Annotated in this window: 26 protein-coding genes; 15 read left to right on the forward strand and 11 right to left on the reverse strand. The window is 65.2% G+C overall.

The window, feature by feature from the left end; translation table 11 throughout:
* Positions 1 to 23: 23 nt before the first annotated feature.
* Genes FSV73_RS04920 through FSV73_RS04945 form a run of 6 tightly spaced genes read right to left on the reverse strand, consistent with a single transcriptional unit; the run spans position 24 to position 5,415 of the window.
* Complete coding sequence (locus FSV73_RS04920) at positions 24 to 230, reverse strand: hypothetical protein (RefSeq protein ID WP_145004749.1); 207 nt, start codon at positions 228 to 230, stop codon at positions 24 to 26.
* 53 nt (positions 231 to 283) lie between these two features.
* Complete coding sequence (locus FSV73_RS04925) at positions 284 to 1,267, reverse strand: 2-hydroxyacid dehydrogenase (protein ID WP_145004752.1); 984 nt, start codon at positions 1,265 to 1,267, stop codon at positions 284 to 286.
* A gap of 14 nt (positions 1,268 to 1,281) precedes the next feature.
* Positions 1,282 to 2,565 carry an MFS transporter gene (locus FSV73_RS04930; RefSeq protein WP_145004755.1) on the reverse strand — a complete coding sequence of 428 codons (1,284 nt, stop codon included), beginning with the start codon at positions 2,563 to 2,565 and terminating at the stop codon, positions 1,282 to 1,284.
* A gap of 50 nt (positions 2,566 to 2,615) precedes the next feature.
* Entirely contained in the window at positions 2,616 to 3,545 is a 930-nt protein-coding gene (locus tag FSV73_RS04935; protein WP_145004758.1) for a sugar kinase, read from the reverse strand.
* The gene (locus FSV73_RS04940; RefSeq protein ID WP_145004761.1) at positions 3,538 to 4,320 is read right to left on the reverse strand and encodes a TIM barrel protein; all 783 of its coding nucleotides are present in this window, start codon (positions 4,318 to 4,320) and stop codon (positions 3,538 to 3,540) included. Before FSV73_RS04940 ends, FSV73_RS04935 begins: the two co-directional genes overlap by 8 nt.
* A gap of 57 nt (positions 4,321 to 4,377) precedes the next feature.
* On the reverse strand, positions 4,378 to 5,415 hold the full coding sequence (locus FSV73_RS04945) for a LacI family DNA-binding transcriptional regulator (RefSeq protein ID WP_145004763.1): 1,038 nt from the start codon (positions 5,413 to 5,415) through the stop codon (positions 4,378 to 4,380).
* 163 nt (positions 5,416 to 5,578) lie between these two features.
* Here FSV73_RS04945 and FSV73_RS04950 point away from each other — a divergent pair, with 163 nt between their 5' ends.
* The 3 genes from FSV73_RS04950 to recX all read left to right on the forward strand — a co-directional run bounded on the left by FSV73_RS04950 (position 5,579) and on the right by recX (position 7,727).
* Entirely contained in the window at positions 5,579 to 6,079 is a 501-nt protein-coding gene (locus FSV73_RS04950; protein ID WP_145004766.1) for a CinA family protein, read from the forward strand.
* An 86-nt stretch (positions 6,080 to 6,165) separates the two neighbouring features.
* Positions 6,166 to 7,209 carry a recombinase RecA gene (gene recA / locus FSV73_RS04955; RefSeq protein WP_145004769.1) on the forward strand — a complete coding sequence of 348 codons (1,044 nt, stop codon included), beginning with the start codon at positions 6,166 to 6,168 and terminating at the stop codon, positions 7,207 to 7,209.
* 65 nt (positions 7,210 to 7,274) lie between these two features.
* Entirely contained in the window at positions 7,275 to 7,727 is a 453-nt protein-coding gene (recX, locus tag FSV73_RS04960) for a recombination regulator RecX (RefSeq protein ID WP_145004772.1), read from the forward strand.
* Between the two features lie 378 nt (positions 7,728 to 8,105).
* Here the strand turns inward: recX and FSV73_RS04965 are convergent, their stop codons facing one another.
* Together FSV73_RS04965 and FSV73_RS04970 are read right to left on the reverse strand one after the other, a co-directional pair.
* A complete protein-coding gene (locus FSV73_RS04965) occupies positions 8,106 to 9,194 on the reverse strand; it encodes a TIGR00730 family Rossman fold protein (RefSeq protein WP_145004775.1) in 1,089 nt (362 codons plus the stop codon).
* 15 nt (positions 9,195 to 9,209) lie between these two features.
* Complete coding sequence (locus FSV73_RS04970) at positions 9,210 to 9,617, reverse strand: quorum-sensing-regulated virulence factor family protein (protein ID WP_145004778.1); 408 nt, start codon at positions 9,615 to 9,617, stop codon at positions 9,210 to 9,212.
* Between the two features lie 141 nt (positions 9,618 to 9,758).
* Between FSV73_RS04970 and FSV73_RS04975 the strand changes: the two genes are divergently transcribed.
* On the forward strand, positions 9,759 to 10,496 hold the full coding sequence (locus FSV73_RS04975) for a tRNA-uridine aminocarboxypropyltransferase (protein ID WP_145004781.1): 738 nt from the start codon (positions 9,759 to 9,761) through the stop codon (positions 10,494 to 10,496).
* Here the strand turns inward: FSV73_RS04975 and FSV73_RS04980 are convergent.
* Positions 10,493 to 11,389 carry a DMT family transporter gene (locus FSV73_RS04980; protein ID WP_145004784.1) on the reverse strand — a complete coding sequence of 299 codons (897 nt, stop codon included), beginning with the start codon at positions 11,387 to 11,389 and terminating at the stop codon, positions 10,493 to 10,495. The genes FSV73_RS04975 and FSV73_RS04980 overlap by 4 nt on opposite strands.
* A gap of 178 nt (positions 11,390 to 11,567) precedes the next feature.
* Here FSV73_RS04980 and erdR point away from each other — a divergent pair, with 178 nt between their 5' ends.
* The 11 genes from erdR to FSV73_RS05040 all read left to right on the forward strand — a co-directional run bounded on the left by erdR (position 11,568) and on the right by FSV73_RS05040 (position 19,885).
* Positions 11,568 to 12,218 carry a response regulator transcription factor ErdR gene (gene erdR / locus FSV73_RS04985; protein ID WP_145004787.1) on the forward strand — a complete coding sequence of 217 codons (651 nt, stop codon included), beginning with the start codon at positions 11,568 to 11,570 and terminating at the stop codon, positions 12,216 to 12,218.
* An 83-nt stretch (positions 12,219 to 12,301) separates the two neighbouring features.
* The gene (locus FSV73_RS04990) at positions 12,302 to 12,682 is read left to right on the forward strand and encodes a diacylglycerol kinase (RefSeq protein ID WP_186309160.1); all 381 of its coding nucleotides are present in this window, start codon (positions 12,302 to 12,304) and stop codon (positions 12,680 to 12,682) included.
* 263 nt (positions 12,683 to 12,945) lie between these two features.
* A complete protein-coding gene (locus FSV73_RS04995; protein ID WP_145004793.1) occupies positions 12,946 to 14,406 on the forward strand; it encodes a DUF6538 domain-containing protein in 1,461 nt (486 codons plus the stop codon).
* 462 nt (positions 14,407 to 14,868) lie between these two features.
* The gene (locus FSV73_RS05000) at positions 14,869 to 15,435 is read left to right on the forward strand and encodes a recombinase family protein (RefSeq protein ID WP_145004796.1); all 567 of its coding nucleotides are present in this window, start codon (positions 14,869 to 14,871) and stop codon (positions 15,433 to 15,435) included.
* 490 nt (positions 15,436 to 15,925) lie between these two features.
* On the forward strand, positions 15,926 to 16,699 hold the full coding sequence (locus tag FSV73_RS05005; RefSeq protein WP_260856023.1) for a helix-turn-helix domain-containing protein: 774 nt from the start codon (positions 15,926 to 15,928) through the stop codon (positions 16,697 to 16,699).
* A 98-nt stretch (positions 16,700 to 16,797) separates the two neighbouring features.
* A complete protein-coding gene (locus FSV73_RS05010) occupies positions 16,798 to 17,016 on the forward strand; it encodes a helix-turn-helix domain-containing protein (RefSeq protein ID WP_145004802.1) in 219 nt (72 codons plus the stop codon).
* A 107-nt stretch (positions 17,017 to 17,123) separates the two neighbouring features.
* Positions 17,124 to 17,339: a hypothetical protein gene (locus FSV73_RS05015; protein WP_145004806.1), complete on the forward strand. Its 216-nt coding sequence runs from the start codon at positions 17,124 to 17,126 to the stop codon at positions 17,337 to 17,339.
* A gap of 32 nt (positions 17,340 to 17,371) precedes the next feature.
* Entirely contained in the window at positions 17,372 to 17,653 is a 282-nt protein-coding gene (locus tag FSV73_RS05020; protein WP_145004809.1) for a hypothetical protein, read from the forward strand.
* Positions 17,654 to 17,655: 2 nt separating this feature from the next.
* A complete protein-coding gene (locus FSV73_RS05025; protein WP_145004812.1) occupies positions 17,656 to 18,612 on the forward strand; it encodes a hypothetical protein in 957 nt (318 codons plus the stop codon).
* A 647-nt stretch (positions 18,613 to 19,259) separates the two neighbouring features.
* Positions 19,260 to 19,520, forward strand: a complete 261-nt coding sequence (locus FSV73_RS05035; RefSeq protein WP_145004815.1) for a hypothetical protein — start codon at positions 19,260 to 19,262, stop codon at positions 19,518 to 19,520.
* Entirely contained in the window at positions 19,517 to 19,885 is a 369-nt protein-coding gene (locus tag FSV73_RS05040; protein ID WP_145004818.1) for a hypothetical protein, read from the forward strand. The genes FSV73_RS05035 and FSV73_RS05040 overlap by 4 nt, the downstream gene beginning before the upstream one ends.
* A 92-nt stretch (positions 19,886 to 19,977) precedes the next feature.
* Here the strand turns inward: FSV73_RS05040 and FSV73_RS05045 are convergent, their stop codons facing one another.
* Both FSV73_RS05045 and FSV73_RS05050 read right to left on the reverse strand, forming a co-directional pair.
* Positions 19,978 to 20,298, reverse strand: a complete 321-nt coding sequence (locus tag FSV73_RS05045) for a DUF2845 domain-containing protein (RefSeq protein ID WP_145004821.1) — start codon at positions 20,296 to 20,298, stop codon at positions 19,978 to 19,980.
* 111 nt (positions 20,299 to 20,409) lie between these two features.
* The gene (locus tag FSV73_RS05050) at positions 20,410 to 21,579 is read right to left on the reverse strand and encodes a zinc-binding metallopeptidase family protein (RefSeq protein WP_145004824.1); all 1,170 of its coding nucleotides are present in this window, start codon (positions 21,577 to 21,579) and stop codon (positions 20,410 to 20,412) included.
* Between the last annotated feature and the right edge of the window lie 196 nt (positions 21,580 to 21,775).

Below are 21,775 nucleotides of genomic sequence, written 5' to 3' on the forward strand. Positions count from 1 at the left end.
GGCAGGCGGGCACCCGGGCGCGCTCAGGTCCCTTCGTGCCGCTCGAACTCCTCCACCGCGCGCACCACCCCAGCGTTGTCCTGGGCGGTGCTGCGCGCTTGGCGCTCGAAGGCGCTGGCGAGTTCGTCGACCAGTTGCAACAGGCGCGGGATGTCGCCGCTGCGCTCGGCATCGGCGGCCTGCTCGCGCACGCGGTTGACGAAGGCGTGGGGATCGTCGAAGGCGGTCATGGTCGTTCTCCGTGGGGGCTGATACCTGTCTGACCACAAATGACCGCCAAGACTCACTGGCGACGCGTCCAGACCTGCGGATTGACCAGATTGGCCGGGCGCTGGCCGGCGAGGGCGGCCAGCAGGTTGTCCACCGCGCAGCGCGCCATGGCCTCGCGGGTCTCCCGGGTCGCCGAGCCCAGGTGCGGCGTGGGTACCACGTTGGGCAGCTGCAGCAGCGGCGAGTCCGGCGCCACGGGTTCGCGGTCGAAGACATCCAGGCCGGCCCCGCGCAGGCGGCCCTCCTGCAAGGCGGCGATGAGGGCGGCTTCGTCGATCACCGGGCCGCGCGAGACATTGACCAGGATGGCATGGGCGGGCAATCGGGCGAGCTCGGCGGCGCCCAGCAGGTGGTGGGTCTCGTCGCTGAGCGGCACCGTGACGCAGAGGAAATCGCAGCGTTCCAGTAGCTCGGGCAGGGGCAGGAAGCGCGCCCCGTAGCGCTCGTCCACCTCCGGCTTGGCGGCATGGGCGGTGTAATTGACCTGCATACCGAAGCCGAGGTGGGCGCGCCGGGCGATGGCCTGGCCGATACGCCCCATGCCGACCAGGCCCAGGGTCTTGCCATGGACGTCGCAGCCGAAGTGCGCCTCGCCCAGGCTGGCCTGCCACTGCCCCGCCCGTACCCAGTCGGCCAGTTCGACGATACGCCGGGCGGTGGCCAGCAGCAGCGCGAAGGCGGCGTCGGCTACGCTTTCGGTCAGGACATCCGGGGTGTTGCAGAGCAGGATGCCCCGCTGCTGCAGATAGGGCAGGTCGTAGCTGTCGAAGCCGACCGAGACGCTGGCGATGGCCTCCAGCTTGGGCGCCAGGTCCAGCAGGTCGGGCGTCAGCTTGAAGCTGGAGCCGAGCAGGCCCTGGGCCTCGGGCAGGTGCTCGCGCAGCCGGGCTTCACCGCCCGGCGCCTTGACGTCGACGTATTCCAGGTCGAAGGCCTCGTCCAGCCGGGCGGTCAGCGCTGGCGACAGGGCCTTGTAGTGGATCACCTTCTTTTTCATGGCAGGAGCTTTCCTTAGTGGCTGGTGGCGGGCTTGAGCGCCGCGGTACGGGCGATGGGTTCCTGGCGCAGCAGCAGGGTGAGCACCACGGCGACCAGCAGGGCGCCGCCCATGAAGCCGAAGGAGGCGCCGGGACCGCCGGTCACACCATTCAGATAACCCACCAGGTAGGAGCCGGCGAAGGAGCCCAGGGCGCCCATGCTGTTGATCAGCGCCATGGCCCCGCCGGCGACGTTGCCCGGCAGGATCTCCGGGACGATGGCGAAGAAGGGGCCATAGGGCGCGTACATGCAGGCGCCGGCGACCACCAGCAGCGCATAGGACCACCAGAAATGCTGGCTGCCGAGGGCGAAGGAGCCGAGGAAGGCCAGGGCGGCGATCAGCAGCGGCGGCCAGACGAACAGCTTGCGATTCTGCAGGCGGTCCGAGGCCCAGGACACGCCGACCATGGCCAGCACGGCGGCCAGATAGGGCAGCGACGACAGCCAGCCGGCCTGGACGATGTCCAGCTGGGCGCCCTGGCGCAGGATCGACGGCAGCCAGAGGACGAAGCCATAGACGCCGATGCTCCAGCAGAAGTACTGCAGCGAGAGCAGGATGACCGTGGGCGAGCGGAAGGCTTCGGCGTAGTTCTTCACCGGCTTCATGCCCTGCTGCTCGGCCTTCAGGGCGGCTTCCAGGCGCTGCTTCTCCTCCGCGGCGAGCCACTTGGCATCCTTGGGTCGTTCCGCGGCCAGGCGCCACCAGATGAAGGCCCAGATCACCGCCGGCAGGCCTTCGATGATGAACATCCAGCGCCAGTCCAGGGCATGGATCAGATAGCCGGACACCACCGACATCCAGAGGATGGTCACCGGATTGCCGAGGATCAGGAAGGTGTTGGCCCGGGAGCGCTCGCGTTTGGTGAACCAGTGGCAGAGATAGACCAGCATCGCCGGCATCACCGCCGCCTCGACCACGCCCAGCAGGAAACGGATGGCGATCAGCAGGGTGACGTTGGGCACCATGCCGGTCAGGGTGGCGAGACCGCCCCAGGCGATCAGGCTCCAGAAGATCAGCCGCTTGACGCTGCGCTTCTCGGCATAGATGGCGCCGGGTACCTGGAAGAAGAAGTAACCTAGGAAGAACAGCGCGCCGAGCAGCGACGACATCGCCGGGGTGATGCCCAGGTCCGTGGCCATGCCCGAGGCGGCGGCGAAGCCGTAGTTGGCCCGGTCGAGATAGGCCAGGCTGTAGGTGATGAAGACCACCGGCATCAGATACCACCAGCGGCGCGGAGCGAGAGAGGATGCGTTCATGAGATCACCTGCTTGATTGTTCTTGTCGGGTGTCGGAGTTCAGCCAAGGATCAAGGGAGTTCGTGGCGGTAGGGCAAGCCTTCCATGTCGCCGACCACCTGCACGGCGCGGGCGCCGATCCAGTTGCCGCGGGCGACGGCGGCGGCGACGTCGAGGCCGTCGAGCAGGGCGCTGACGAAGCCGGTGGCGAAGCCATCGCCGGCGCCGACGGTGTCGACCACCTCGGCCACGGCCACGCCGGGAACCTCGCCCTCACCCTCGGCGGTGCGCCAGTAGCCGCCATCCGGGCCGAGCTTGATGGCCACCGCCTGGGCGCCGCGGTCGAGGTAGAAGGCGGCGATGTCGGCCGGGGTGTCGTAGCCGGTGAGCAGGCGGCCCTCGGCCAGCCCGGGCAGTACCCAGTCGGCCAGGCCGGCGAGTTCGTTGAGTTCACGGCGCATCTGCGCCTCGCTGTCCCACAGCGACGGCCGCAAGTTGGGATCGAAGGAGATGCTGCGCCCGGCGCCACGCATGGCTTCCAGCAGGTGCCGGCTGAAGGCTCTGACGCTGGGCGACAGGGCCGGCGGGATGCCGGTGGCGTGCAGGTGGCGCGCCTGCAGCAGGCTGGCATCGAAGTCTTCCTCGATGTTGAGGTGGCTGGCGGCCGAGCCGCGGCGGAAGTACTCGACCACCGGATCGCTGCCGTCGGCGACCCGCGACTTGAGCTGGAAACCGGTGGGATGCCGGGCATCGACCTTCAGCCGGGTGCAGTCCAGCCCCTCGGCTTCCAGGCTGGCGCGCACGAAGCGGCCGAAGGAATCGTTGCCGACCCGGGACAGCCAGGCGACCTTGAAACCCAGCCGGCTCAGGCCGATCGCCACGTTGTTGTCGGCACCGGCGATGCGCTTGCCGAATTGCCCGACCGTGGCCAGGTCACCAGCTGTCTCGGCGACGAACATGGTCATGGTTTCGCCGAAGGCGAGGATGTCGTACTCAGCCATGGCGGAGCTCCTCTTGGGAAGACTCATCTAGGGTGCGCAGGGCGGCTACCTGGCGGCAGGTCTCGCCGAGCAGGTCCGCACCCAGCAGGGGAAATTCGATGGCCCGGCGTACACCGGCCGGGAAGTAGCCCATCAGGCCCTGCCAGGCCAGCAGGTCGGCGGCCTCCGGGGGCACGGCATGCAGGCCACCGGCGCGCCGGCGGACCGCCTTGCAGTGCAGATAACGCACGTCGCGGCCCAGCAGGCGCGCGGCCTGCAATGGATCCTCGTCCTGCCAGCGCCAGTTGCCGACATCGAAGGTCAGCGCCACAGGCAGCCCTGCCGCCCGGGCGGCCTGGATGAAGGCGCGCAGCGGCTCGACCCGGCCGCCCTGGAGCGTCTGGTCGTTTTCCACGAGCAATTGCGGGGCGCCCTCGTCCAGCAATTGGGCGAGGGGCTGCAGGTCGGTGGCGGGGCGATAGTGACCCAGGGAGACCTTGAGCGTATCGGCGCCCAGCGTCCGGGCGGCAGCGAGGGCCGCTGGCAGCTCTGCCGACAGGGCTCCGTCCGCCTCGGGCCAGAGCTCCAGCGGCACCGAATAGACACAGCCGAGGCCGGCGCCGGCGGCGGCCGCGCGCAGGGCGCCCAGGTCGGGAGGTGCGGCGAACAGCTCCGCGCGGATCTCGACCTGGGTGGCGCCTGCGGCGGCGATCAGGTCCAGCCAGGCGGCCTGGCCGCGGGCACGGACGGCGTCGGCGCCAAAGGCCGAGGTGGTGATGGCGATCTCCGGTGGCATTGTTATTCTCCTGAAACCGGTTTCAACGAAAGACGGATAAAACGGGCAAAGGTGCCCTCAGGGGCGGCGGCGAGTCGACTGACGGACACGCAATTCCGCCCCGAAGGTCTGCCGGACCGGCGCGCTGCGATCCCCGTCGATACGCCGTTGCAGGCGCTCGAAGGCCGCCACGCCCAGGGCATGGGTGGGTTGGGCCAGGGCACTGATGCCACCGCCCACCAGGGGGAACCAGTCCAGGTCGTCCAGCGCCAGCAGGCCGATACGCTCGAACAGGGGTTCGCCTAGGGCCTGCAAGGCCAGGGTCGTCGCCAGGGTCGCCACGCCATTGGCGGTGAGTAGCGCCTTGGGGCCGGGGCCGGCGCTGGCCAGGAAGGTGGCCAGGGTCCGCTGCAAGCCAAGGGTATCGTCGGCCTGGGCGCAATGCGTACCCCGGCAGTCGGGGTGCCCGGCCAGGACCGCTTCGAAGGCGCTCAGGCGCTGGAGGCGGGAGCTGGTGCCATCGAGCGGCTCGCTCACCAGCAAGAGGTCGCGATAGCCCTGTTGCTGCAGGTGGGTCACGCCAGTCTCGATGGCCTGGTGGTTGTCGAGGCCGACCAGGTCGGCTTCCACACCCGGCAGTTCGCGATCCAGCAGTACCAGGGGCAGGCGACTGCCCAGCTGGCGCAGGTCGGCGGCATGCTGGCCGAAGGTGTTCACGATCAGGCCTTCGATGCTGTAGGACTGCAACGCGGCGAGTTGCTGGCGTTCCTGGTCGGCGTCCTGGTCGGTGTTGCAGATCAGCAGCGAATAGCCCTGCTGGCGACAGGCCGTTTCCACGCCGTGCATCACCGCGGTGGAGTAGGGGTTGAGCAGGTCGGCCACCAGCATGCCGATCAGGCGGCTGCGACCGCGCTTGAGGCCGCGGGCCATCTGGTTGGGCTGGAAGTCGAGGGCCACCACGGCTTGCTCGATCCGCGCGGCGAGGGCGTCGGAGAGCAGGCGGCGGTCGCCGCTGATGTAGCGCGAGACGCTGGCCTTGGACACGCCGGCGGCCATGGCCACTTCGGCGATGGTCGCGCGGGAGGCGCGCGGACCGGGAAGAGAGACGTCGTTCATGGCGTACCGCTGTTAGGATTTTGTAGGTGCCTGAAACCGGTTTCAGTAAATCTTTTCTGCCACGGCGGGGCAAGCCGGTCTAAGGTGCGTGCCGACCAGCGGTCGCCGCCGGCGGAGAATCCCCGCGGTCACCTTTATGTCTCCCTTGGATAGGAAGGTTTCGATGGATTCCCTCGACAGTCTCGCCCGGCGCCTCGGCGAAGCCCTGCAGGCGGCAGGCGCCCAGGTCACCACCGCCGAATCCTGCACCGGTGGCGGCATCGCCGAGGTGATCACCCGCGTCGCCGGTAGCTCGGCCTGGTTCGAGGCCGGCTTCGTCACCTATTCCAATCGCCAGAAGACCCTGCAACTCGAGGTGCCCGAGGTGCTGTTCGAGCAGGTCGGGGCGGTCAGCGAAGAGGTGGTGACGGCCATGGCACGGGGCGCCCAGCAGCGCTCCGGCGCCCGCTTCGCGGTGGCGGTGAGCGGGATCGCCGGGCCGGGTGGCGCCGTGCCGGGAAAACCGGTGGGCACGGTCTGGCTGGCCTGGCTGGCCGGGCAAAGACTGCGCACCGAACGGCAGGTGTTCCCCGGGGATCGCGCCGCGGTACGCCAGCAGACCCAGGTGCGGGCACTGGAGGTTTTGCTGGCCTTGCTGGACGAGGAAAAAGCCCCTCGGGTGTAGCAACCGGGGGGCGACTATGGTTTAATACTGTTCACTTATACAGGTATCCACGGCCGTCTGGCCCTTCTTTCTCTGAGAGGAATCTAATGGACGACAACAAAAAGCGTGCCCTGGCCGCGGCCTTGGGACAGATCGAAAAGCAATTCGGCAAGGGCACCGTGATGCGCATGGGCGATCACGACCGCCAGGCCATCCCGGCGATCTCCACCGGCTCCCTGGGCCTGGACATCGCCCTGGGCATCGGTGGCCTGCCCAAGGGACGGATCGTCGAGATCTACGGTCCCGAGTCCTCGGGTAAGACCACCCTGACCCTGTCGGTCATCGCCCAGGCCCAGAAGCAGGGCGCCACCTGCGCCTTCGTCGACGCCGAACACGCGCTGGACCCGGACTACGCCGGCAAGCTGGGCGTCAACGTCGACGACCTGCTGGTCTCCCAGCCGGACACCGGCGAACAGGCCCTGGAAATCACCGACATGCTGGTGCGCTCCAACGCCGTCGACGTCATCATCGTCGACTCGGTGGCGGCCCTGGTACCCAAGGCCGAGATCGAAGGCGAGATGGGTGACATGCACGTAGGTCTGCAGGCACGCCTGATGTCCCAGGCGCTGCGCAAGATCACCGGTAACATCAAGAACGCCAACTGCCTGGTCATCTTCATCAACCAGATCCGCATGAAGATCGGCGTGATGTTCGGCAACCCCGAGACCACCACCGGTGGTAACGCCCTGAAGTTCTACTCCTCGGTCCGTCTGGACATCCGCCGGATCGGCGCGGTGAAGGAAGGCGACGAGGTGATCGGTAGCGAAACCCGCGTCAAGGTGGTCAAGAACAAGGTGGCGCCGCCGTTCCGCCAGGCCGAGTTCCAGATCCTCTATGGCAAGGGTATCTACCTCAATGGCGAGATCATCGACCTGGGCGTGCAACTGGGCCTGATCGAGAAGTCCGGCGCCTGGTACAGCCACCAGGGCAGCAAGATCGGCCAGGGCAAGGGCAATGCCGCCAAGTTCCTGGAGGACAATCCCGAGGTCAAGGCCGCGGTGGACAAGGCGATCCGTGAGAAGCTGCTGAGCCAGCCGAGCAACCAGAAAGCCGAAGTGCCCGCTGAAGAAGGTGCTGACGTCGATTTCTGATCGCCAGCCAGTGCTTGAGATGACCCCCGCCCCGTGCGGGGGTTTTCGCATAAGGAGGATCACGTTTGGGCAACCCATTGGATACCACCGCTGCCATCCGGTTCGCCGCCATGGATCTGCTGGCTCGGCGAGAGCACGGGCGTGAAGAGCTGTCGCGCAAACTGCGTCGGCGCGGGGCCGACGAGGGCCTGCTGGGTCCGGTGCTGGATCGGCTAGCCGAAGACGGTCTGCTCGATGAAAGCCGCTATCTGGAGAGCTATATCGCCAGTCGTGCCCGCGCTGGTTACGGGCCCATGCGCATCCGCGAGGAGCTGGGCCAGCGTGGCCTGAAAAGAGAGCAGGTGGAGATGGCCCTGCGCGAAGCGGACGTGGACTGGCAGGCGCAGCTGGAAGAGGTCTGGCGCCGTAAATTCGGTACCCCCCCGGCCGACGCCAAGGAGCGTGCCAAGCAGGGCCGCTTTTTGGCCTACCGGGGCTATGCCATGGATGGGATCAATCGGGTGCTGAGCCGGCGGTAGACGGGAGTGGCCTGGGGTTTCGGGTGTCGCTGCGTTCGACCCAGCCTGTAGGCCCATCCGCCCGCGATGAGCGACTGATTGCGGAAAATGAGCGCTCGCACGGCTAACCCCCTCTCCCTGAGGGAGAGGGCTGGGGTGAGGGCGCGCTTCGCGGTAATACCGAGTGGAAAAGAAAGCGCCATTTCTCTTGCGTTTGCCAGGAAACGAATCGAGTTCAGAGCCATCGCGGCCATGGGCCGCTCCTACAGACCCTGATGTGACCGTAGGAGCGGCCCATGGCCGCGATGGCAGCGATCAACCTCGGTCGCGCAGGGTGGCGTCGAGCATAGCGAAGCCCGCCATGGCTCCGGAGTCTGGATACGTTGGGCTTCGCTGCGCTCAACCAACCCAAGTGGATGCCCAAGACTCCGGCCGATTGAGTTCGTCCACCAGTTCGCGCAACCGACCGTAATGGCGACCGTGGAAGTCGAAGGTGAGCCTGGTGAGGTGCGCGAATTCCGCTTCGTCGGCCTGGCCTTCGCCCGGGTGCAGCTGGGTGAAGCCCGGGGTGCGACACAGGTCGCCGAAATCCGCTGCCAGGCGTTCCAGGCAGGCGGCCGTCAGCGGCTGCTTGAGGCGGATATGGAACTGGCCGTCGCGCCGCCGCGTGGAGTGGTAGTTGCCGTAGAAGCGCTCGATCTCGGCGGCGGCCGCTTCGGCCGAGCGCACCAGGCGCACCAGCTTGAGATCGGCGGGCAGGATGTAGCCTTCGGCCAGCAGGTTGCGCTCCAGATAGGCCAGGGCGTCGTCCCAGAAATGCCCGTCGGGGGTATCCAGCAAGACCAGGGGTACCAGTGGACTCTTGCCGGTCTGGATCAGGGTGAGCACCTCGAAGGTCTCATCCAGGGTGCCGAAGCCGCCGGGGCAGAGCACCAGGGCGTCCGCTTCCTTGAGGAAGAACAGCTTGCGCACATAGAAGAAGTGGAAGGACAGCAGGTGATCGGTGCCCTCTATGGTCGGGTTCGCCCGCTGCTCGAACGGCAGGGTGATGTTGAAACCCAGGCTGGCCTCGGGGCCGGCGCCCTCGTGGGCCGCGCCCATGATGCCGGCGCCGCCACCGGTGATGACCATCATGTCGCGCTTGGCCAGGGCCGCGCCCAGGTCGCGGGCGAGGTGGTAGAGGGCATGGTCGATGCGGGTACGCGCCGAGCCGAATACCGTGACCTTGCGCCGCCGCCGGAAGCGCTCCAGGGTGCGGAAGGCCTGCTCCAGCTCCTTGAGGGTCTGCAGCATGATCTTGGCGTCCCAGCGCGCCGGATTGGTCTGCGCCATGCGCACCACCGTCACCAGCATCTCGCGGTACAGGGCGAGGTTGGGGCTGCCGCCGGGCAGGGCGTGCTCCAGCAGTTCGTCGATGCGCTGACCGAGATCGGCGGCGCTGGGCTCCACATGGCGGGCCAGGTAGCTGTCGTCACTGTCCTCGGTCATGGCGCGAACTCCTGATTACTTGCCCAGACCGCAGTCGGCGGCCTGAAAGCGCTCGACCATGATCGGCTTGTTGGTCTGGTATTCGGTGAAGTCGTAGACCAGGGTGGCACCGCGCGCCAGCAACTGGCGATAGCCGTTGTTCTGGCAGACGCTTTCGGCGAGCTGTACCCGCACCGTCGCCGGATTCTCGCGCATGCGGGCGGCATGGGCCGGGCGGACGCTGAGGTGGTCGATCAGTTGCTTGCCCTCTACCGTGTAGCCGCGATCGAGGATGTCTTCGTTGATGGCGCGGGGCGTACCCTGGCTGCTCTCGGCCGCGACCTTGCGCAGCATCTGATTGAGCTCGTGGTCCTTGAGCGAGTCGGCTGCCTGGGCGGTGAAGGGCAGGGCAAGCGTCAGGGCGAGCAAAGCAAAACGAGGCATCGTGTTCTCCAGCGTAGAGGAGCCCGTTTCGACCGTGGTCGCGGGCGGGGGTTCGCAAGGCGTCTGCGCAGGGTACCTCGCCTGGCCGCCGCGGGCATCCCGATCGCTCTGGTAAACTGGGGTTTTGCCCAAGAGCCCGGCATGATCCCGACCCTCGATATTCCCCCGCATGCCGTGGCCCGCCTGCGCCAGGAGCGTCTGGCGCGCAGCATCAAGCCCTTCATTGCCCGGGGTTCGCGCATGGCGCGCTGCCCCCACTGCCGGCTGGCGCCCAGTCATTGCCTGTGCGCGCTGCGCCCGCTGCGCCAGACCCACGCCGGCATGTGCCTGTTGATGCACGACGTGGAGCCGCTCAAGCCGAGCAACACCGGCTGGCTGATCGCCGACGTGGTGGCCGACACCCATGCCTTCGGCTGGAGCCGCACCGCCGTGGATCCTGCCCTGCCGGCATTGCTCGCCCAGCCCGAGTGGCAACCGCTGCTGGTGTTCCCCGGCGAATACGCGGCACCCGGGCGGGTGGTCGAGACCTTGCCCCTGGCGCCCGGCAAGCGTCCGCTGTTCGTGCTGCTGGATGCCACCTGGACCGAAGCGCGCAAGATGTTTCGCAAGAGTCCCTACCTGGACAGCCTGCCGGTATTGAGTTTCCAGCCCACCGCCCTGTCGCGCTACCGGCTGCGGCGCTCCACCCGCGGCGAGCACCTCTGCACCGCCGAGGTGGCGGCCCTCTGTCTGGAACTCGCCGGGGAGGCGCCGGCGGGACGCCTGCTGGAAGCCTATCTGGATGTCTTCAGCGAACGCTATCTGGATGCCAAGCACCATCTGCCGCTGGCGGCGGACAGTCCCGCCAGCCAGCAACTGCAGGCGCTGCGGGCGCGCTAGTTGACCGGTTTCGCCTCCACCGGTGCCTGCCGTGGCCAGAGCTGCGCCGCCAGCATGCCGGCGAACATCAGGGCACAGCCCAGGTAGCCACGGCCGCTGAGGGCTTCGCCGAGCAGCCAGGCGCCGAAGAAGGCGGCGAAGACCGCTTCCAGGGAAAAGATCACCGCCGCATGGGAGGCGATGGCGCCGCGCTGGGCGAACACCTGCAGGGTGTAGCCGATGCCGGCGGCGATCACCCCGCCATAGAGCAGGTCGGGCAGGGCCTTGGTGACCTGGGTCGCCTGGAACGGCTCGAAGACCAGTGCCAGCAGCAGGCTCAGGACCGCGCAGACGAGGAATTGCAGGATCGACAGCACGGTGGCGTCGTGGCGACTGGAATAGTGCCCCACCAGCAGGACATGGACGCCCCAGGCCATGGCGCCGGCCAGTTGCAGCAGATCGCCCGAGGCGACCTGGAAGTTGTCGCCGATACTGAGCAGGCCCATGCCGACCACCGCCAGGCAGGCGCCGACCCAGGTCCCGACATGGCTGCGCTGACCCAAGAACAGCCCCAGCAGCGGTACCACGATGACGTACAGGCCGGTGATGAAGCCGGAGTTGGTCACGCTGGTGAACAACAGGCCGACCTGCTGCAGGTTGATGCCCAGGGTCAGCACCAGGCCCATCAGCAGGCCGCCCTTGAGCGTATCCCGGGTGAAGGCTTGCTGCCGTCCGCCACGGCGCCGCAACAGCAGCAGCGGCAGCAGGGTGAGGGCACCCAGGGCGAATCTCAGGCCGGTGTAGAGGAAGGGCCCTATGTGCTCCATGCCGCCGGTCTGGGCGATGAAGGCGCTGCCCCAGATGAGGGCAGTAAGCAGCATGAGCAGGTCGGCACGGAGCGCAGCGCTGAGCATCGGATATCTCTTGGCAAAAAGCGCAACTGTGCCGCAACCCTTGGCCCCTTGCCTACCGTTCGTGGTCCGTCCGGCCTTGCCGCCGTCTGCGCCGTTCGGCATGCTGGCGCCATCTCGACCGCAGCCGGCGCCAGGCGCCTGGTCTTCGCGACCCCAGTACAACAAGGAAAGCTACACCATGGCGGCTGCCTATCAGATCCTCATCGCCGACGATCACCCGCTGTTTCGCAGCGCGCTGCAGCAGGCGCTCACCCTGGGCCTGGGGGCCCAGGCGCGGCTCACCGAGGTGGCCGACATCGCCCAGCTCCAGGCCTGCCTGGCCGACCGTACCGATTGGGATCTGGTCCTGCTCGACCTGAACATGCCCGGCGCCTATGGCTTTTCCGGTCTGGTGCTGTTGCGCGGCCAGTATCCGCAGGTGCCGGTGGTGATGATCTCGGCCCAGGAAGAACCGGCCGTGGTGCAGCGTGCCCGGGAGTTCGGGGCCAGCGGCTTCATTCCCAAGTCCAGCGATCTGGGCACCCTGCAGCGGGCGGTCAGCCAGGTGCTGGATGGCGATACCTGGTGGCCGCCGCAGGTCGAGGGCGCCGTGGCCCTGAGCGAGGAAGCCAAGGCCGCCAGCGCCGGGCTCGCCAGTCTCACGCCGCAGCAATTCCGGGTGCTCACCATGCTGTGCGAGGGCTTGCTCAACAAGCAGATCGCCTTCGAGCTGAATGTGTCCGAGGCCACGGTGAAGGCCCACGCCACGGCCATCTTCCGTAAACTCGGCGTCCGTACCCGCACCCAGGCCGCGCTGCTGCTGCAGCAACTGGAGAGCACCTCCAGCTAGCCGGGTCATGCCGGCGCCTGATCGCCGGATGCCGTGCCTTCCTTTCCTGCCGCTCGCTGGAGTCGGCGATTCGACCACGCTGAATGGAGCTGTCGGTGATCTCTCCCTACAAAGGCAAGACCGGTCTGCGCCGGGTCATCAACGCGACGGGCTACTCCCTGGCCGGGCTGCGGACGGCCTTCCGCCAGGAGGCGGCCTTTCGCTCCCTGGTCGCGCTCAACGTGGTGCTGCTGCCGATCGCCTGCTGGCTCGATGTGAGCCGTGGCGAGCGGGCCCTGCTGGTGGCGGTGTGCCTGCTGGCGCTGGTCGTCGAGTTGTTCAACGCTGCCATCGAGGCGGTGGTGGATCGCATTTCCCTGGACTGGCACGAACTGTCGAAGAACGCCAAGGATCTTGGCAGTGCCGCGCAGTTCGTGGCCCTGTTCATCATCGCCGCGGTCTGGGGGATCGTCCTGCTCGGCTGAGCAGGACGACGATCAGACGGTTGCCCCCAGCGTGGCGCCGGCCGCGGTCTGGTCGGTCGCCAGGCCCTGGTCGAGCACGCTAGGTTGGGCCGAATGGATGACCTTGTGGATGAAGCTCCGGGCCACATGCACAGTACCGGGACGCCACGAAACGTAGCTAGAATGCGGCCTTGAGAGAACTCCAGAGCGGGACACACGCGATGTTTCGTTGCCTTGTGCAGCGGACACGCGGCCGGGTCACGTGGACACGTAGAGGCCGAGGCATGAGCACGTACTTAACGCGCAAGGATGGGCGGTATCTGTACCGCAGGCGATTCCCTAAAGCCGTGGCTGATGCTATTGGCCGGGTAGAGATGAAGCGTGCCCTTGGCACAGCGGATCGAGCGGAGGCACTGAAGCTGGCTCGGTCACTGTCCGTCGAGTTCGACCGCGTGTGTGAGGATGCCCTGGCACCAGCCCCCGTTACGCCGGCTGAATCGCCTGTTGCTCCAGCCTTGCTCACCGCTGACGAGATCATGCAGCAGATGCAGGACGCTATGCGTCGAGTCCAGAAGGATGCCCTGGAGCGAATGCAGTCGCCTGGCTGGCAACGGGAGTTCGAATGGCAGCGCCAGGCACTGAAGGTGCATATCGCTGGGAAGATGCCGCCGGGTGCGCAGATGCACCCTGTGATTGCAGGGGGCGTTCTGAGGGCCCTAGAAGACGTTCAGAAGGGCATCCTGTACGGTGGTGGCGGGTCAGGGGAGATCGTGCAGCCTAGGCCCCTTGTAGGCGCTCCTGTGGCGTCTGAGGTGTCAGGGGAGGGTCGTGCTACGCAAGCGCAGTTCGAAATGGCCTTGGAACAGTACTCCGTCGGCAAGTCCAAGTCAAGGAAGTCGCAGGCTCGGAACGTCAGTGCCGCTGTGCTGCGATTCCCGTGCACCCCTGCTGAGGCTGAGGGACAGATTCTCCAGCATCTGAGCACGAAGCTTGCCGAGGGCGGGAAGCCGAGCACCCTGCGCACATCGTGCACGCTGCTGTTCGCCATCCTGAGGTGGCTACCGGGATTCGAGAACCTGGCCCTGCCGAAGCGGCACCCGACTACCGAGGCGCTCAGGGGAGAGACCCTGGACGCGGAGGCGAGGGCGTCTGTCCCCCGTGACCTGCTGCTACAGGCCATTGGGACGTTCCAAGAGACGGGGGATGAGGTATCAGCCGCAGCGTTCCGGCTTCTGGCGCTGTACGGGATGAGGCCCTCCGAGCTGCTACGGGAAGGACCATCGAGCATCCAGCTTCGCAAGGACGTGCTGGGGAACGTCGAGAGGGTATTCGTGGCCGGGCTGACCATGCGGAAGACGCGGGGCAGTAAACGTGCCCTGCCGATCCACCGGGACGACCTGCCGCTGTTCGAGACGGTGCACGCGGCATTGGGCTTGGCTGAAGGGTGCTCCCTGGATGATCGAGAGCACCGGGGCCGGATCAGGAGTAATGAGCTGGGGAAGCGCTTCCGTAGGCTGCTGCCGGCTGAGGTGCGAAGCCAGTACAGCCTTTATGGTGTCCGGCATCTGTTTGCCGACCTGGCCCGCGCTGCTGGTGCCACCGAGGAAGAGACCGGCCTGTTGCTCGGGCACACCGCTAAGGGCGGATCGAAGGTGACGGGTATCTACGGCGGGTCAGGCTCGCTGGATCGAGTGAAGGTGATTCTGGCTGGTGTGCGCGCTCTCCTGTCCGAGCAGGGCGCGTAAACACCCACGACGTAAAAGCAGTGTCTCCACCCGAGGGGGCCCCTGCACATAACTGAACGCGAGTTCCCCCATAGGGCCTCACCTGTGCCTTGCAGAAACTGGGGCGCCAGCTACGTTTAAGGTGTCGCCGGCGTGGCGATATGCCAGTAGGAGTTGCGAGCATGGCTAACAAGCGTGGCAGAGATGCCGGGAATGGGCAGTTCATACCTGTAGAAGAGGCAAAGCGCCGCCCTAAGACCAGTACGGTTGAGGTTATCCCGCCGCCTGCTAAAAAGGGTGGCAAGAAGAAGTAGCTAAGTTGGGCGGGGAGGGCGCATGCCTTCCCGCTTCGTTGGTGTCATTAATCGACCGTTAAACGCTACCGCTCATCTGGTGTGCTAGTTGGTGTCATAAAACGTGCTTGACGGGATTGTGCTACCTGTCTACCGTGACACCACGTTTAACGACACCAGCAGGTACAGCATGACCCGGACATTCCTTTACGCCCGCGTTAGCACCGCAGGCCAGACCACCGATAACCAAGAGCTTGAAGTCCAGCAGGCAGGCTTCAATGTCGAGCCGCGCAGAGTCGTCACTGAGACGGTATCCGGGAGCACGCAGGCCAGCGAACGCCCAGGGTTCCTAAAGCTACTAGAGCGCATGGAGCGCGGTGACACCCTCATCGTCACAAAGCTTGATCGTCTTGGGCGGAATGCCATGGACGTGCGTAGCACAGTCGAGCGCCTTGCCGCAGATGGCATCCGTGTGCACTGCCTGGCCTTGGGTGGCGTGGATCTCACCAGCGCAGCCGGCAAGATGACCATGCAGGTTCTATGCGCTGTAGCGGAGTTCGAGCGTGACCTGTTGATCGAGCGTACGAATGCCGGCCTGGAGCGCGCCAAGGCTCAGGGGAAGAAGCTAGGTCGTCCAGAAGCCACGGATACGCGGAAGCGAGTGCAAGCGGTGCGGGCCGAAGGGCTATCCCAATCCAAGGCAGCGGAGCACCTCGGCATAAGCCTGGCGACTGTGAAGCGGCATTGGAACGCTTGATGCCATGGCCGAGGGCGGGGACGAGTGAGTCGACCTGGATCGCGTACCACTGTGCACCACCACGAGCCAAATCCAGGGCAGGGGCGGGGAGGGCGATTCGAGCGATTCAAGGGGTTTCAGTCCGACACCTGTGCACCCGTTTCAAGCAAATCTGCTAGAGGCTCTAGGACGCTGGTTTCCGCAGACTCCGCACTCTAAGCAAGAGGAAGCAACGGATAGACCCGCACTCTGAGGAAGAGACGACCAACGAATAGACGGCCACTCTAAGGAAGGGGGAAGCAACGTAGCTTAGCCACTGATATGAGGGACGGAAGCCCCACCGAGCTGGAACCCGCGTCAGTACTGGATCGTGCAGGGTCCCTACTCTAAGGGAAGGCAAGCAACGAATAGATTCGCCCTCTAAGGGAAGGGCCTAGCAAAGCCAGGCTAGGGACTTATATGAGGAACCCAAGCAACCACCAGCCCAGGAGGCTCACGACAAGGAGGAATGATGGACCGTAACGATCTACACGAGCAGTTCCCTAACCCGACTGCCGGACTCAACCCCATGCAGCAGCAGTGGTACGCCAGCCTCATGGCCGGTGCAGAGATCCACCCTGTCCTGCTCAGGGAATCCAAGAGCTATGCCGAGGTGGTACAGGTATTCCAATCGACTCAGGGCACGGCATCGAGCAGCAGCCGGGACAAGTTCCTGGAGATGAAGCAGGCAGAGCAGGCTTTCTACCGCACCGTAGCCGCTGAGCATGCAGGCCGGTACAAGGCCCAGCAGAACGTAGTTGATGCAGCCGTGCTGTTCGCCTTGAACGGGCAGGGGAGTACGCCACGTGAGGCCCTGGAGGCCGGTGGAGTGCCTACCGCTGAGGTGCGCCGGATCGGTGGCAAGCCAGGCAGTAAGCGCAAGGTGAAACGATCCCTGCAGAAGCACCAGCAGCACCCGAACGCACAGCGCATGATTCTGAATGAGGGGAAGCGCGAGTACATGAGAATGGCCGATGACACACTGGCAGGCAGCCTGGAAGGGGTTTACGTGAACATGCGTACGCAAGCGCGCTTGTCCAAGCTGGAGCGGGAGCAAGCTGCACAGGCAGCAGAGATCGCTGAGCTGAAAGCCCGTCTGGCACTCATCGACACCCGCCACGAAGTAGAAGACGCTGGGATTGATCCGAAGGCCGAAGCCCAGCGTATGCGCGCTGGGGGCATGAGCATCGGGGCTATCGCTACCGCCCTCGGTCGCAGAAAGAGTTCTGTCCAGCGATGGCTGTGATAGGGATGGAATTACTACTACGTAGTATTAGAGTTTCAGCCCTTTTTAGCCGTACGCATGCGTACGATTTGCGTACGCTGCACCACCTGGAGACCATCATGACGAACGTTATCGAAATGCCTGACGGCAGCATCATCCTTGACGATGGCGGCATCAGTCCCCGCGCTACCGCACGCCGCATGGCTGCTGACGGTAAGACCCTGGAGCAGATAGCCCAAGAGCTGGGATCGACCGTCGAGATCGTCCAGAAGTACATCAACGAAGGCGAGCCTACAGAGCCGCACGACTGGAGCCAGTACGACGACGAGGACGATTGATCCCTCCCGCCTGGCTGCACCTCCCCGCCTTTCTTAACTAACCCCACAAGCCGAACCGATCCAGCCTCGCTGGAGGCATTCGGCTGCCTGTCATTCAAGGAGGACGCATGTCCGCAAGCATTGATCCCCGCTTAGGCGGTAACGGCCTACCGCAAGGAATCATCCAGTTCACCTCGGGCATGTACAGCGCCCGAGTGCGCCTGAGCAACGGCGATACCCTCACCTGCCTGAGCGCAGACCTTGAGCGCGCTAGTGACTGGCGAGCCAAGACCGTCCGGTACGCGCTCCAGCTTGGCCTGATCCAGCAGAAACCCCGCCCGTAAGCACGGGCGTCACCAATGACCTAGGAGGTCCCATGAGCAAATCCGCACTTAGTTATTCCGAACGCCAGACCGTAGAACGCCTGGCGAACTCCCTTCGCTCTGAACGCCGCCCGCATGTCCGGGAGCGTATCACCGGGCAGATTGATTCTGTGATCGGTGGGAAGTCCCTCACCCGGCACGACCTGGCCCTGGCCGCATATTGGACCGGGCATTGCGCTGCTGACGATGCAGACCGCGCCCTGGCATCTGACCTGGCCGCCGCGTACCGGAGCACCCCCGCCGACACTACCGTTTCCCTGAGCGAAGGAGAGTAATTATGAGCATCATCACCCTGAACGACACGAATCTCACCCCGGCTATGGACTTCGACCTGCTGGCCCCCGTCACCTCCGGCACCGAGGCTGTGCACGATGAGCTGCCCAGCATGGAAGTAACCCCGATTGCTCTCGCCAGCAGTGCCCCGGCGAAGTCCCTACCGTCCCTGGACGATCTCCTGGCAAGCATGGATGAAGTCCTAGCCGCTGAGACGACGCTATCCCTCCCGCCCCTTGCTGCTATCCCGAATGGCATCGCTGCTGCTGAGCCAGTATCCGTGGCCTTGAGAGCGAACGGCGGGAACCTTGACGCTGCCTTGCGAGCTGCTGCGCATGCCCAAGGCACTTCGGGCGCAGGCTTCATTCAGACACCAGAAGATGTGGATTACGCCTGCCGGCTCTTCGCTGCGCACGCCGTCCAGGCCCTTAGCCTGTCCCGTCAGCGTGAGTTGCTGCGCCGGGAAGGGGAAGCTGCTGCTGCCGTGAACAACGCGCACACCGCGCTGCTGGAGCCTGTGCTTAAGAGCGCCGTGGTCGAGCACCGCGCAGCCGATGGCCTGGAGCCTGGCGAGGTGGAGTACTTGATGGAGCACATCCGCGCTGGTCACTTGAACATCGCGCAACGTCTGGTGGACCCATCGGTAGACGTCCGCGCTCTGGCTGCTGGATACGACACCGACTGGCGCCCCCTGGCCGATGCCTGGGCAGCCGAGGCTAAGACGCCTGGCAGCGTGACTGTGGCCGATGGCTCGCCAGTCGTGGGCACTGAGCCTGGGAAGTCCTACAGCCTCTCCGTGAAGCCTGGCGAAGGTTGGGTGCTGTCTGTCTGGACCTCGGGCACCTGGGTTCCCTTGCAGGCCAGCGACGATGCCCGTGACCGTGCTGTAGAAGATCGAGCAGCCGCCTTGGATGGTCGCCGTCTGGACCTGGGCGACGTGTTCGCCGATGAGCTGGGCTGATGGCCCGGCAGACCCTGCGGCGTGGGAAGCACCCCACGGCTGACGACCTAACGAAGATGCGCCTTGGGTATCCAGGGTACGAGGCGCGGCTTGAGGCCATGCGGAAGCTAAGCCCTGCCAGGTACGCCGCTGTTATGGCTGGCGCCCGGCACTTCGACGACCCTTGTTGGAGCTGTAGCACATGCCACGGCGTCGAGCGCTTCACCCGGAACCTGGCTTGCAGGGCTTGCGCCAGTGGCCGGGTGCAGAGGGTATTCCACCGAGTCCCTGGCACCGATGAGCTGATTTACCTGGCCGACTCCGATAGCACCGACTGGCACCAGCGCAGGCAGGAACGGTTACGCCTTGAAGACGCCGAGTTCCGACTACGCAGCCTCGGCACGCTCCGATGTGGGCGGTTCCGCCTGGAGGCCGGGAAGGTCTGGACTGAGGGCCGAGTAGTGCTCGACACCATGGGCTGCACCGCTGCCGCTGATGCCCTGCTGAGCGGGGATCGAGTGCAGGCCGCTGAAGCTATGCGCCCCGTGATTGAGGTCAGTCGTGACCTCGCTGTGCTGGTGCGAGAGATCGCCGCCCGCCTGTTGAACCCACCTAAACGATAACGCTGGTCCCTCCTGGGGCCGGTGCCCCTGCATCTGGAGGAAACCATGAAAGCACGCATTACCAGCGCCGTCCTGGCGCACGCACAAGAGCTGTTCACCCTTGACCTCACCAGCCCCACCGGCATTCGGTACAAGGCCTGGAATGGCACCCGTGGACCCCGTAGCCGTGACGCTGGCGACGTAGCCGGGTACATCAATAACACTGGCGCTGCCGTCATCACCCTGGCAGGAGAACGCTACCTGGCGTATGAGCTGCTGGCGAAACTGCACCGTCTCCAGCATCGCGCACCGGAGGTGTCGGCATGAGCTTCGATATGGTGTGGTCGAGAGAGGAACCCGATGTCCCTGGCCTGTCGCGGGAGTTCGTCCTAGCCGATGATTCCCCCTCGGGGTTGCGGTTCATGGTCGCTGGCTGGCGTGGCCCCGTAGCCGGCTGCCCACGGGAGAGCACCTGGCCGAAGAACATGGAGCGGGAGGGTGCGCACCTGCACCCCAAGAGCTACGTGATCTCAGTCCTAGTCGGCTGGGAGAGGTTCCTGCCTGAGCGTGACGGCTGGTTCTGGATTCGCAAGGTCGAGCAGCGGCACTGCAACGACGTACGCGATGCCCTGGAGCATGAGCTGCTGCTGCAAGAGATTGAACTGTTAGAGCGACACCTGGAGGCGGCTTAGGCCGCTTCCCTTTTTGCCCTACATCGAACTATGCCCTACGCCTCGCAGCGTGCACGGATTGAGGTGCAGGCACTCGGCAGTGAAACAGCAAACTATTTGCTATCCCACCCAACAACTACACCGTTCTCTAGCGTGATCCGCAGCGCATAGCGTCCTTTGCCGGTGCGGTTGTACTTCCAGACCTCTTTGACCTTGGTCTTCATTACGCGCTGGTCAGTATCGAGAGGTCTGCCGATAGAGTCGATTAGCTGTTCTGGTGTCTGTCCCTGCCAGAACATCTTATTCATGATCTTGTTTACGATGACTTCATCACCGTACTTTGCCATCAGCTCCTTTCGTCGAACCCTGTTCAAAAAGGAGACGATCAGCGCCCAAACGACACAAACCGCGATAAAGCCGAACACGTATTCCATTGAGGCACATCCCTATACGATATATGGAATGTGACAGGGTAGACGTTCTTGTGCGGCTAGACCAAACGCAAGCAGTGTCGCCGGGACACACGCCCCGGCCACTTGTCGGGATTATGCGGCGGTGTCACGCTGTAAGTGCTTGTTATTTATGACATTTGCGCTATCCACGACCTTGTGGATGAAGTGCAGCTTGGCGATCACCGGCGCGGGCAGGGCGAAGGGATAGAAGTCCGGCTGGCCCATGCTGCGTGACAACTCGTTGAGCATGGCCGCCAATTCGATCCAGGCGTTGGCGAAGCCGAGGAATTCGTCGTCGCTGCGGTCTTCGGCCTCGTACAGTGCCTCGCGGGTGAACGGCTGAAAATCCAGCTGGGTGGTGGTGGCGTTCATGCCCAGGTTGGCGGCCGTGGCCAGGGTATCCATCATGTGCAGGTAATGGGCCCAGGTTTCCGCCCAGTCTTCCCAGGGGTGCATGGTGGCGTAGGCGCTGATGTACTGGGTTTCCCATTCCGCGGGAGCACCCTGCTCGTAGTGGCGTTGCAGGGCCTCGCTGTAGTCGGCGCGTTCGTCGCCGAACAGGCTGCGGAAGGGCGCTTCCCAGTCGGTCCCCGCGACCAGACGGTCGAAGTAGTAGTGGCCGACCTCATGGCGGAAGTGGCCGAGCAGGGTGCGATAGGGCTCGTGCATGTCGGCCCGGACCTTCTCCCGATGGGCGTCGTCCGCTTCGAGGATGTTCAGGGTGATGAGGCCATTGGCATGCCCGGTGGTCGGCGTGCCGTTGGCGTCGGGCGCGAGGAAGTCGAAGGCGAGTCCGCGTTCGGCATCCACGCTTTGCGGTATCACCTGCAGGCCCAGGCCCAGCAACTGGGCGACCAGTTGGCGCTTGGCCAGCTCCAGCTTGCGCCAGCGTTCACCGTTGCCCTCGAAGGACAGGTCCGGGATGGTGTGGTTGAGCTGGCAGGCCAGGCAGAACTCGCTGCTGGCCTCGGCCGGGACCAGCCAGTTGCAGGCCGCCGGGGTATCCAGGTTGGCGCAGCGCCGGTAGAGGCTGCTGGACGCCTCCGGCAGTTGCCAGAGACCCCCTTCGGTGGGCTGCAGTGCGGTCGGCGTGCCCTGATCCGGGGCGTAGCCCAGGGCACTGCCACAGGCCAGGCATTCGCTGTTGGGAAAGAAGATGGCCTGCCCGCAGGTGCAGTTGGCGACCTTGCGTTGAGTGGGCAGCGACCGCAGAGCATTGCGCTGCAGACGGTTCGAACTGTAGCTTCCAAGAAAATTGCGCATGAGGGATACCTGGCGAGGACGACGGCGTCCGACTACCAGCCAAATGCTGGCGTCGTGCTAGGTTCTGTACGAAACGTGCCTGCGCTCGATGATGCTTCGTTGAAAACGGCTTCGGAATGCTCATTTGCCGCTCGCAAACTCCGCTTCCTCACCCGTTTTCGCCTCGCCTGATCTTCGCTCGGCGACTTTTCGTACA

This window comes from Pseudomonas oryzihabitans (assembly GCF_007665395.1).
GTDB lineage: Bacteria > Pseudomonadota > Gammaproteobacteria > Pseudomonadales > Pseudomonadaceae > Chryseomonas > Chryseomonas psychrotolerans_C.

Coding starts and splice junctions, on each gene's coding strand:
- FSV73_RS04920 (WP_145004749.1), bottom strand. CDS start 230: ATGACCGCCTTCGACGATCCCCACGCCTTCGTCAACCGCGTGCGCGAG.
- FSV73_RS04925 (WP_145004752.1), bottom strand. CDS start 1,267: ATGAAAAAGAAGGTGATCCACTACAAGGCCCTGTCGCCAGCGCTGACC.
- FSV73_RS04930 (WP_145004755.1), bottom strand. CDS start 2,565: ATGAACGCATCCTCTCTCGCTCCGCGCCGCTGGTGGTATCTGATGCCG.
- FSV73_RS04935 (WP_145004758.1), bottom strand. CDS start 3,545: ATGGCTGAGTACGACATCCTCGCCTTCGGCGAAACCATGACCATGTTC.
- FSV73_RS04940 (WP_145004761.1), bottom strand. CDS start 4,320: ATGCCACCGGAGATCGCCATCACCACCTCGGCCTTTGGCGCCGACGCC.
- FSV73_RS04945 (WP_145004763.1), bottom strand. CDS start 5,415: ATGAACGACGTCTCTCTTCCCGGTCCGCGCGCCTCCCGCGCGACCATC.
- FSV73_RS04950 (WP_145004766.1), top strand. CDS start 5,579: ATGGATTCCCTCGACAGTCTCGCCCGGCGCCTCGGCGAAGCCCTGCAG.
- recA (WP_145004769.1), top strand. CDS start 6,166: ATGGACGACAACAAAAAGCGTGCCCTGGCCGCGGCCTTGGGACAGATC.
- FSV73_RS04965 (WP_145004775.1), bottom strand. CDS start 9,194: ATGACCGAGGACAGTGACGACAGCTACCTGGCCCGCCATGTGGAGCCC.
- FSV73_RS04970 (WP_145004778.1), bottom strand. CDS start 9,617: ATGCCTCGTTTTGCTTTGCTCGCCCTGACGCTTGCCCTGCCCTTCACC.
- FSV73_RS04975 (WP_145004781.1), top strand. CDS start 9,759: ATGATCCCGACCCTCGATATTCCCCCGCATGCCGTGGCCCGCCTGCGC.
- FSV73_RS04980 (WP_145004784.1), bottom strand. CDS start 11,389: ATGCTCAGCGCTGCGCTCCGTGCCGACCTGCTCATGCTGCTTACTGCC.
- erdR (WP_145004787.1), top strand. CDS start 11,568: ATGGCGGCTGCCTATCAGATCCTCATCGCCGACGATCACCCGCTGTTT.
- FSV73_RS04990 (WP_186309160.1), top strand. CDS start 12,302: ATGGAGCTGTCGGTGATCTCTCCCTACAAAGGCAAGACCGGTCTGCGC.
- FSV73_RS04995 (WP_145004793.1), top strand. CDS start 12,946: ATGAGCACGTACTTAACGCGCAAGGATGGGCGGTATCTGTACCGCAGG.
- FSV73_RS05000 (WP_145004796.1), top strand. CDS start 14,869: ATGACCCGGACATTCCTTTACGCCCGCGTTAGCACCGCAGGCCAGACC.
- FSV73_RS05005 (WP_260856023.1), top strand. CDS start 15,926: ATGGACCGTAACGATCTACACGAGCAGTTCCCTAACCCGACTGCCGGA.
- FSV73_RS05010 (WP_145004802.1), top strand. CDS start 16,798: ATGACGAACGTTATCGAAATGCCTGACGGCAGCATCATCCTTGACGAT.
- FSV73_RS05015 (WP_145004806.1), top strand. CDS start 17,124: ATGTCCGCAAGCATTGATCCCCGCTTAGGCGGTAACGGCCTACCGCAA.
- FSV73_RS05020 (WP_145004809.1), top strand. CDS start 17,372: ATGAGCAAATCCGCACTTAGTTATTCCGAACGCCAGACCGTAGAACGC.
- FSV73_RS05025 (WP_145004812.1), top strand. CDS start 17,656: ATGAGCATCATCACCCTGAACGACACGAATCTCACCCCGGCTATGGAC.
- FSV73_RS05035 (WP_145004815.1), top strand. CDS start 19,260: ATGAAAGCACGCATTACCAGCGCCGTCCTGGCGCACGCACAAGAGCTG.
- FSV73_RS05040 (WP_145004818.1), top strand. CDS start 19,517: ATGAGCTTCGATATGGTGTGGTCGAGAGAGGAACCCGATGTCCCTGGC.
- FSV73_RS05045 (WP_145004821.1), bottom strand. CDS start 20,298: ATGGAATACGTGTTCGGCTTTATCGCGGTTTGTGTCGTTTGGGCGCTG.
- FSV73_RS05050 (WP_145004824.1), bottom strand. CDS start 21,579: ATGCGCAATTTTCTTGGAAGCTACAGTTCGAACCGTCTGCAGCGCAAT.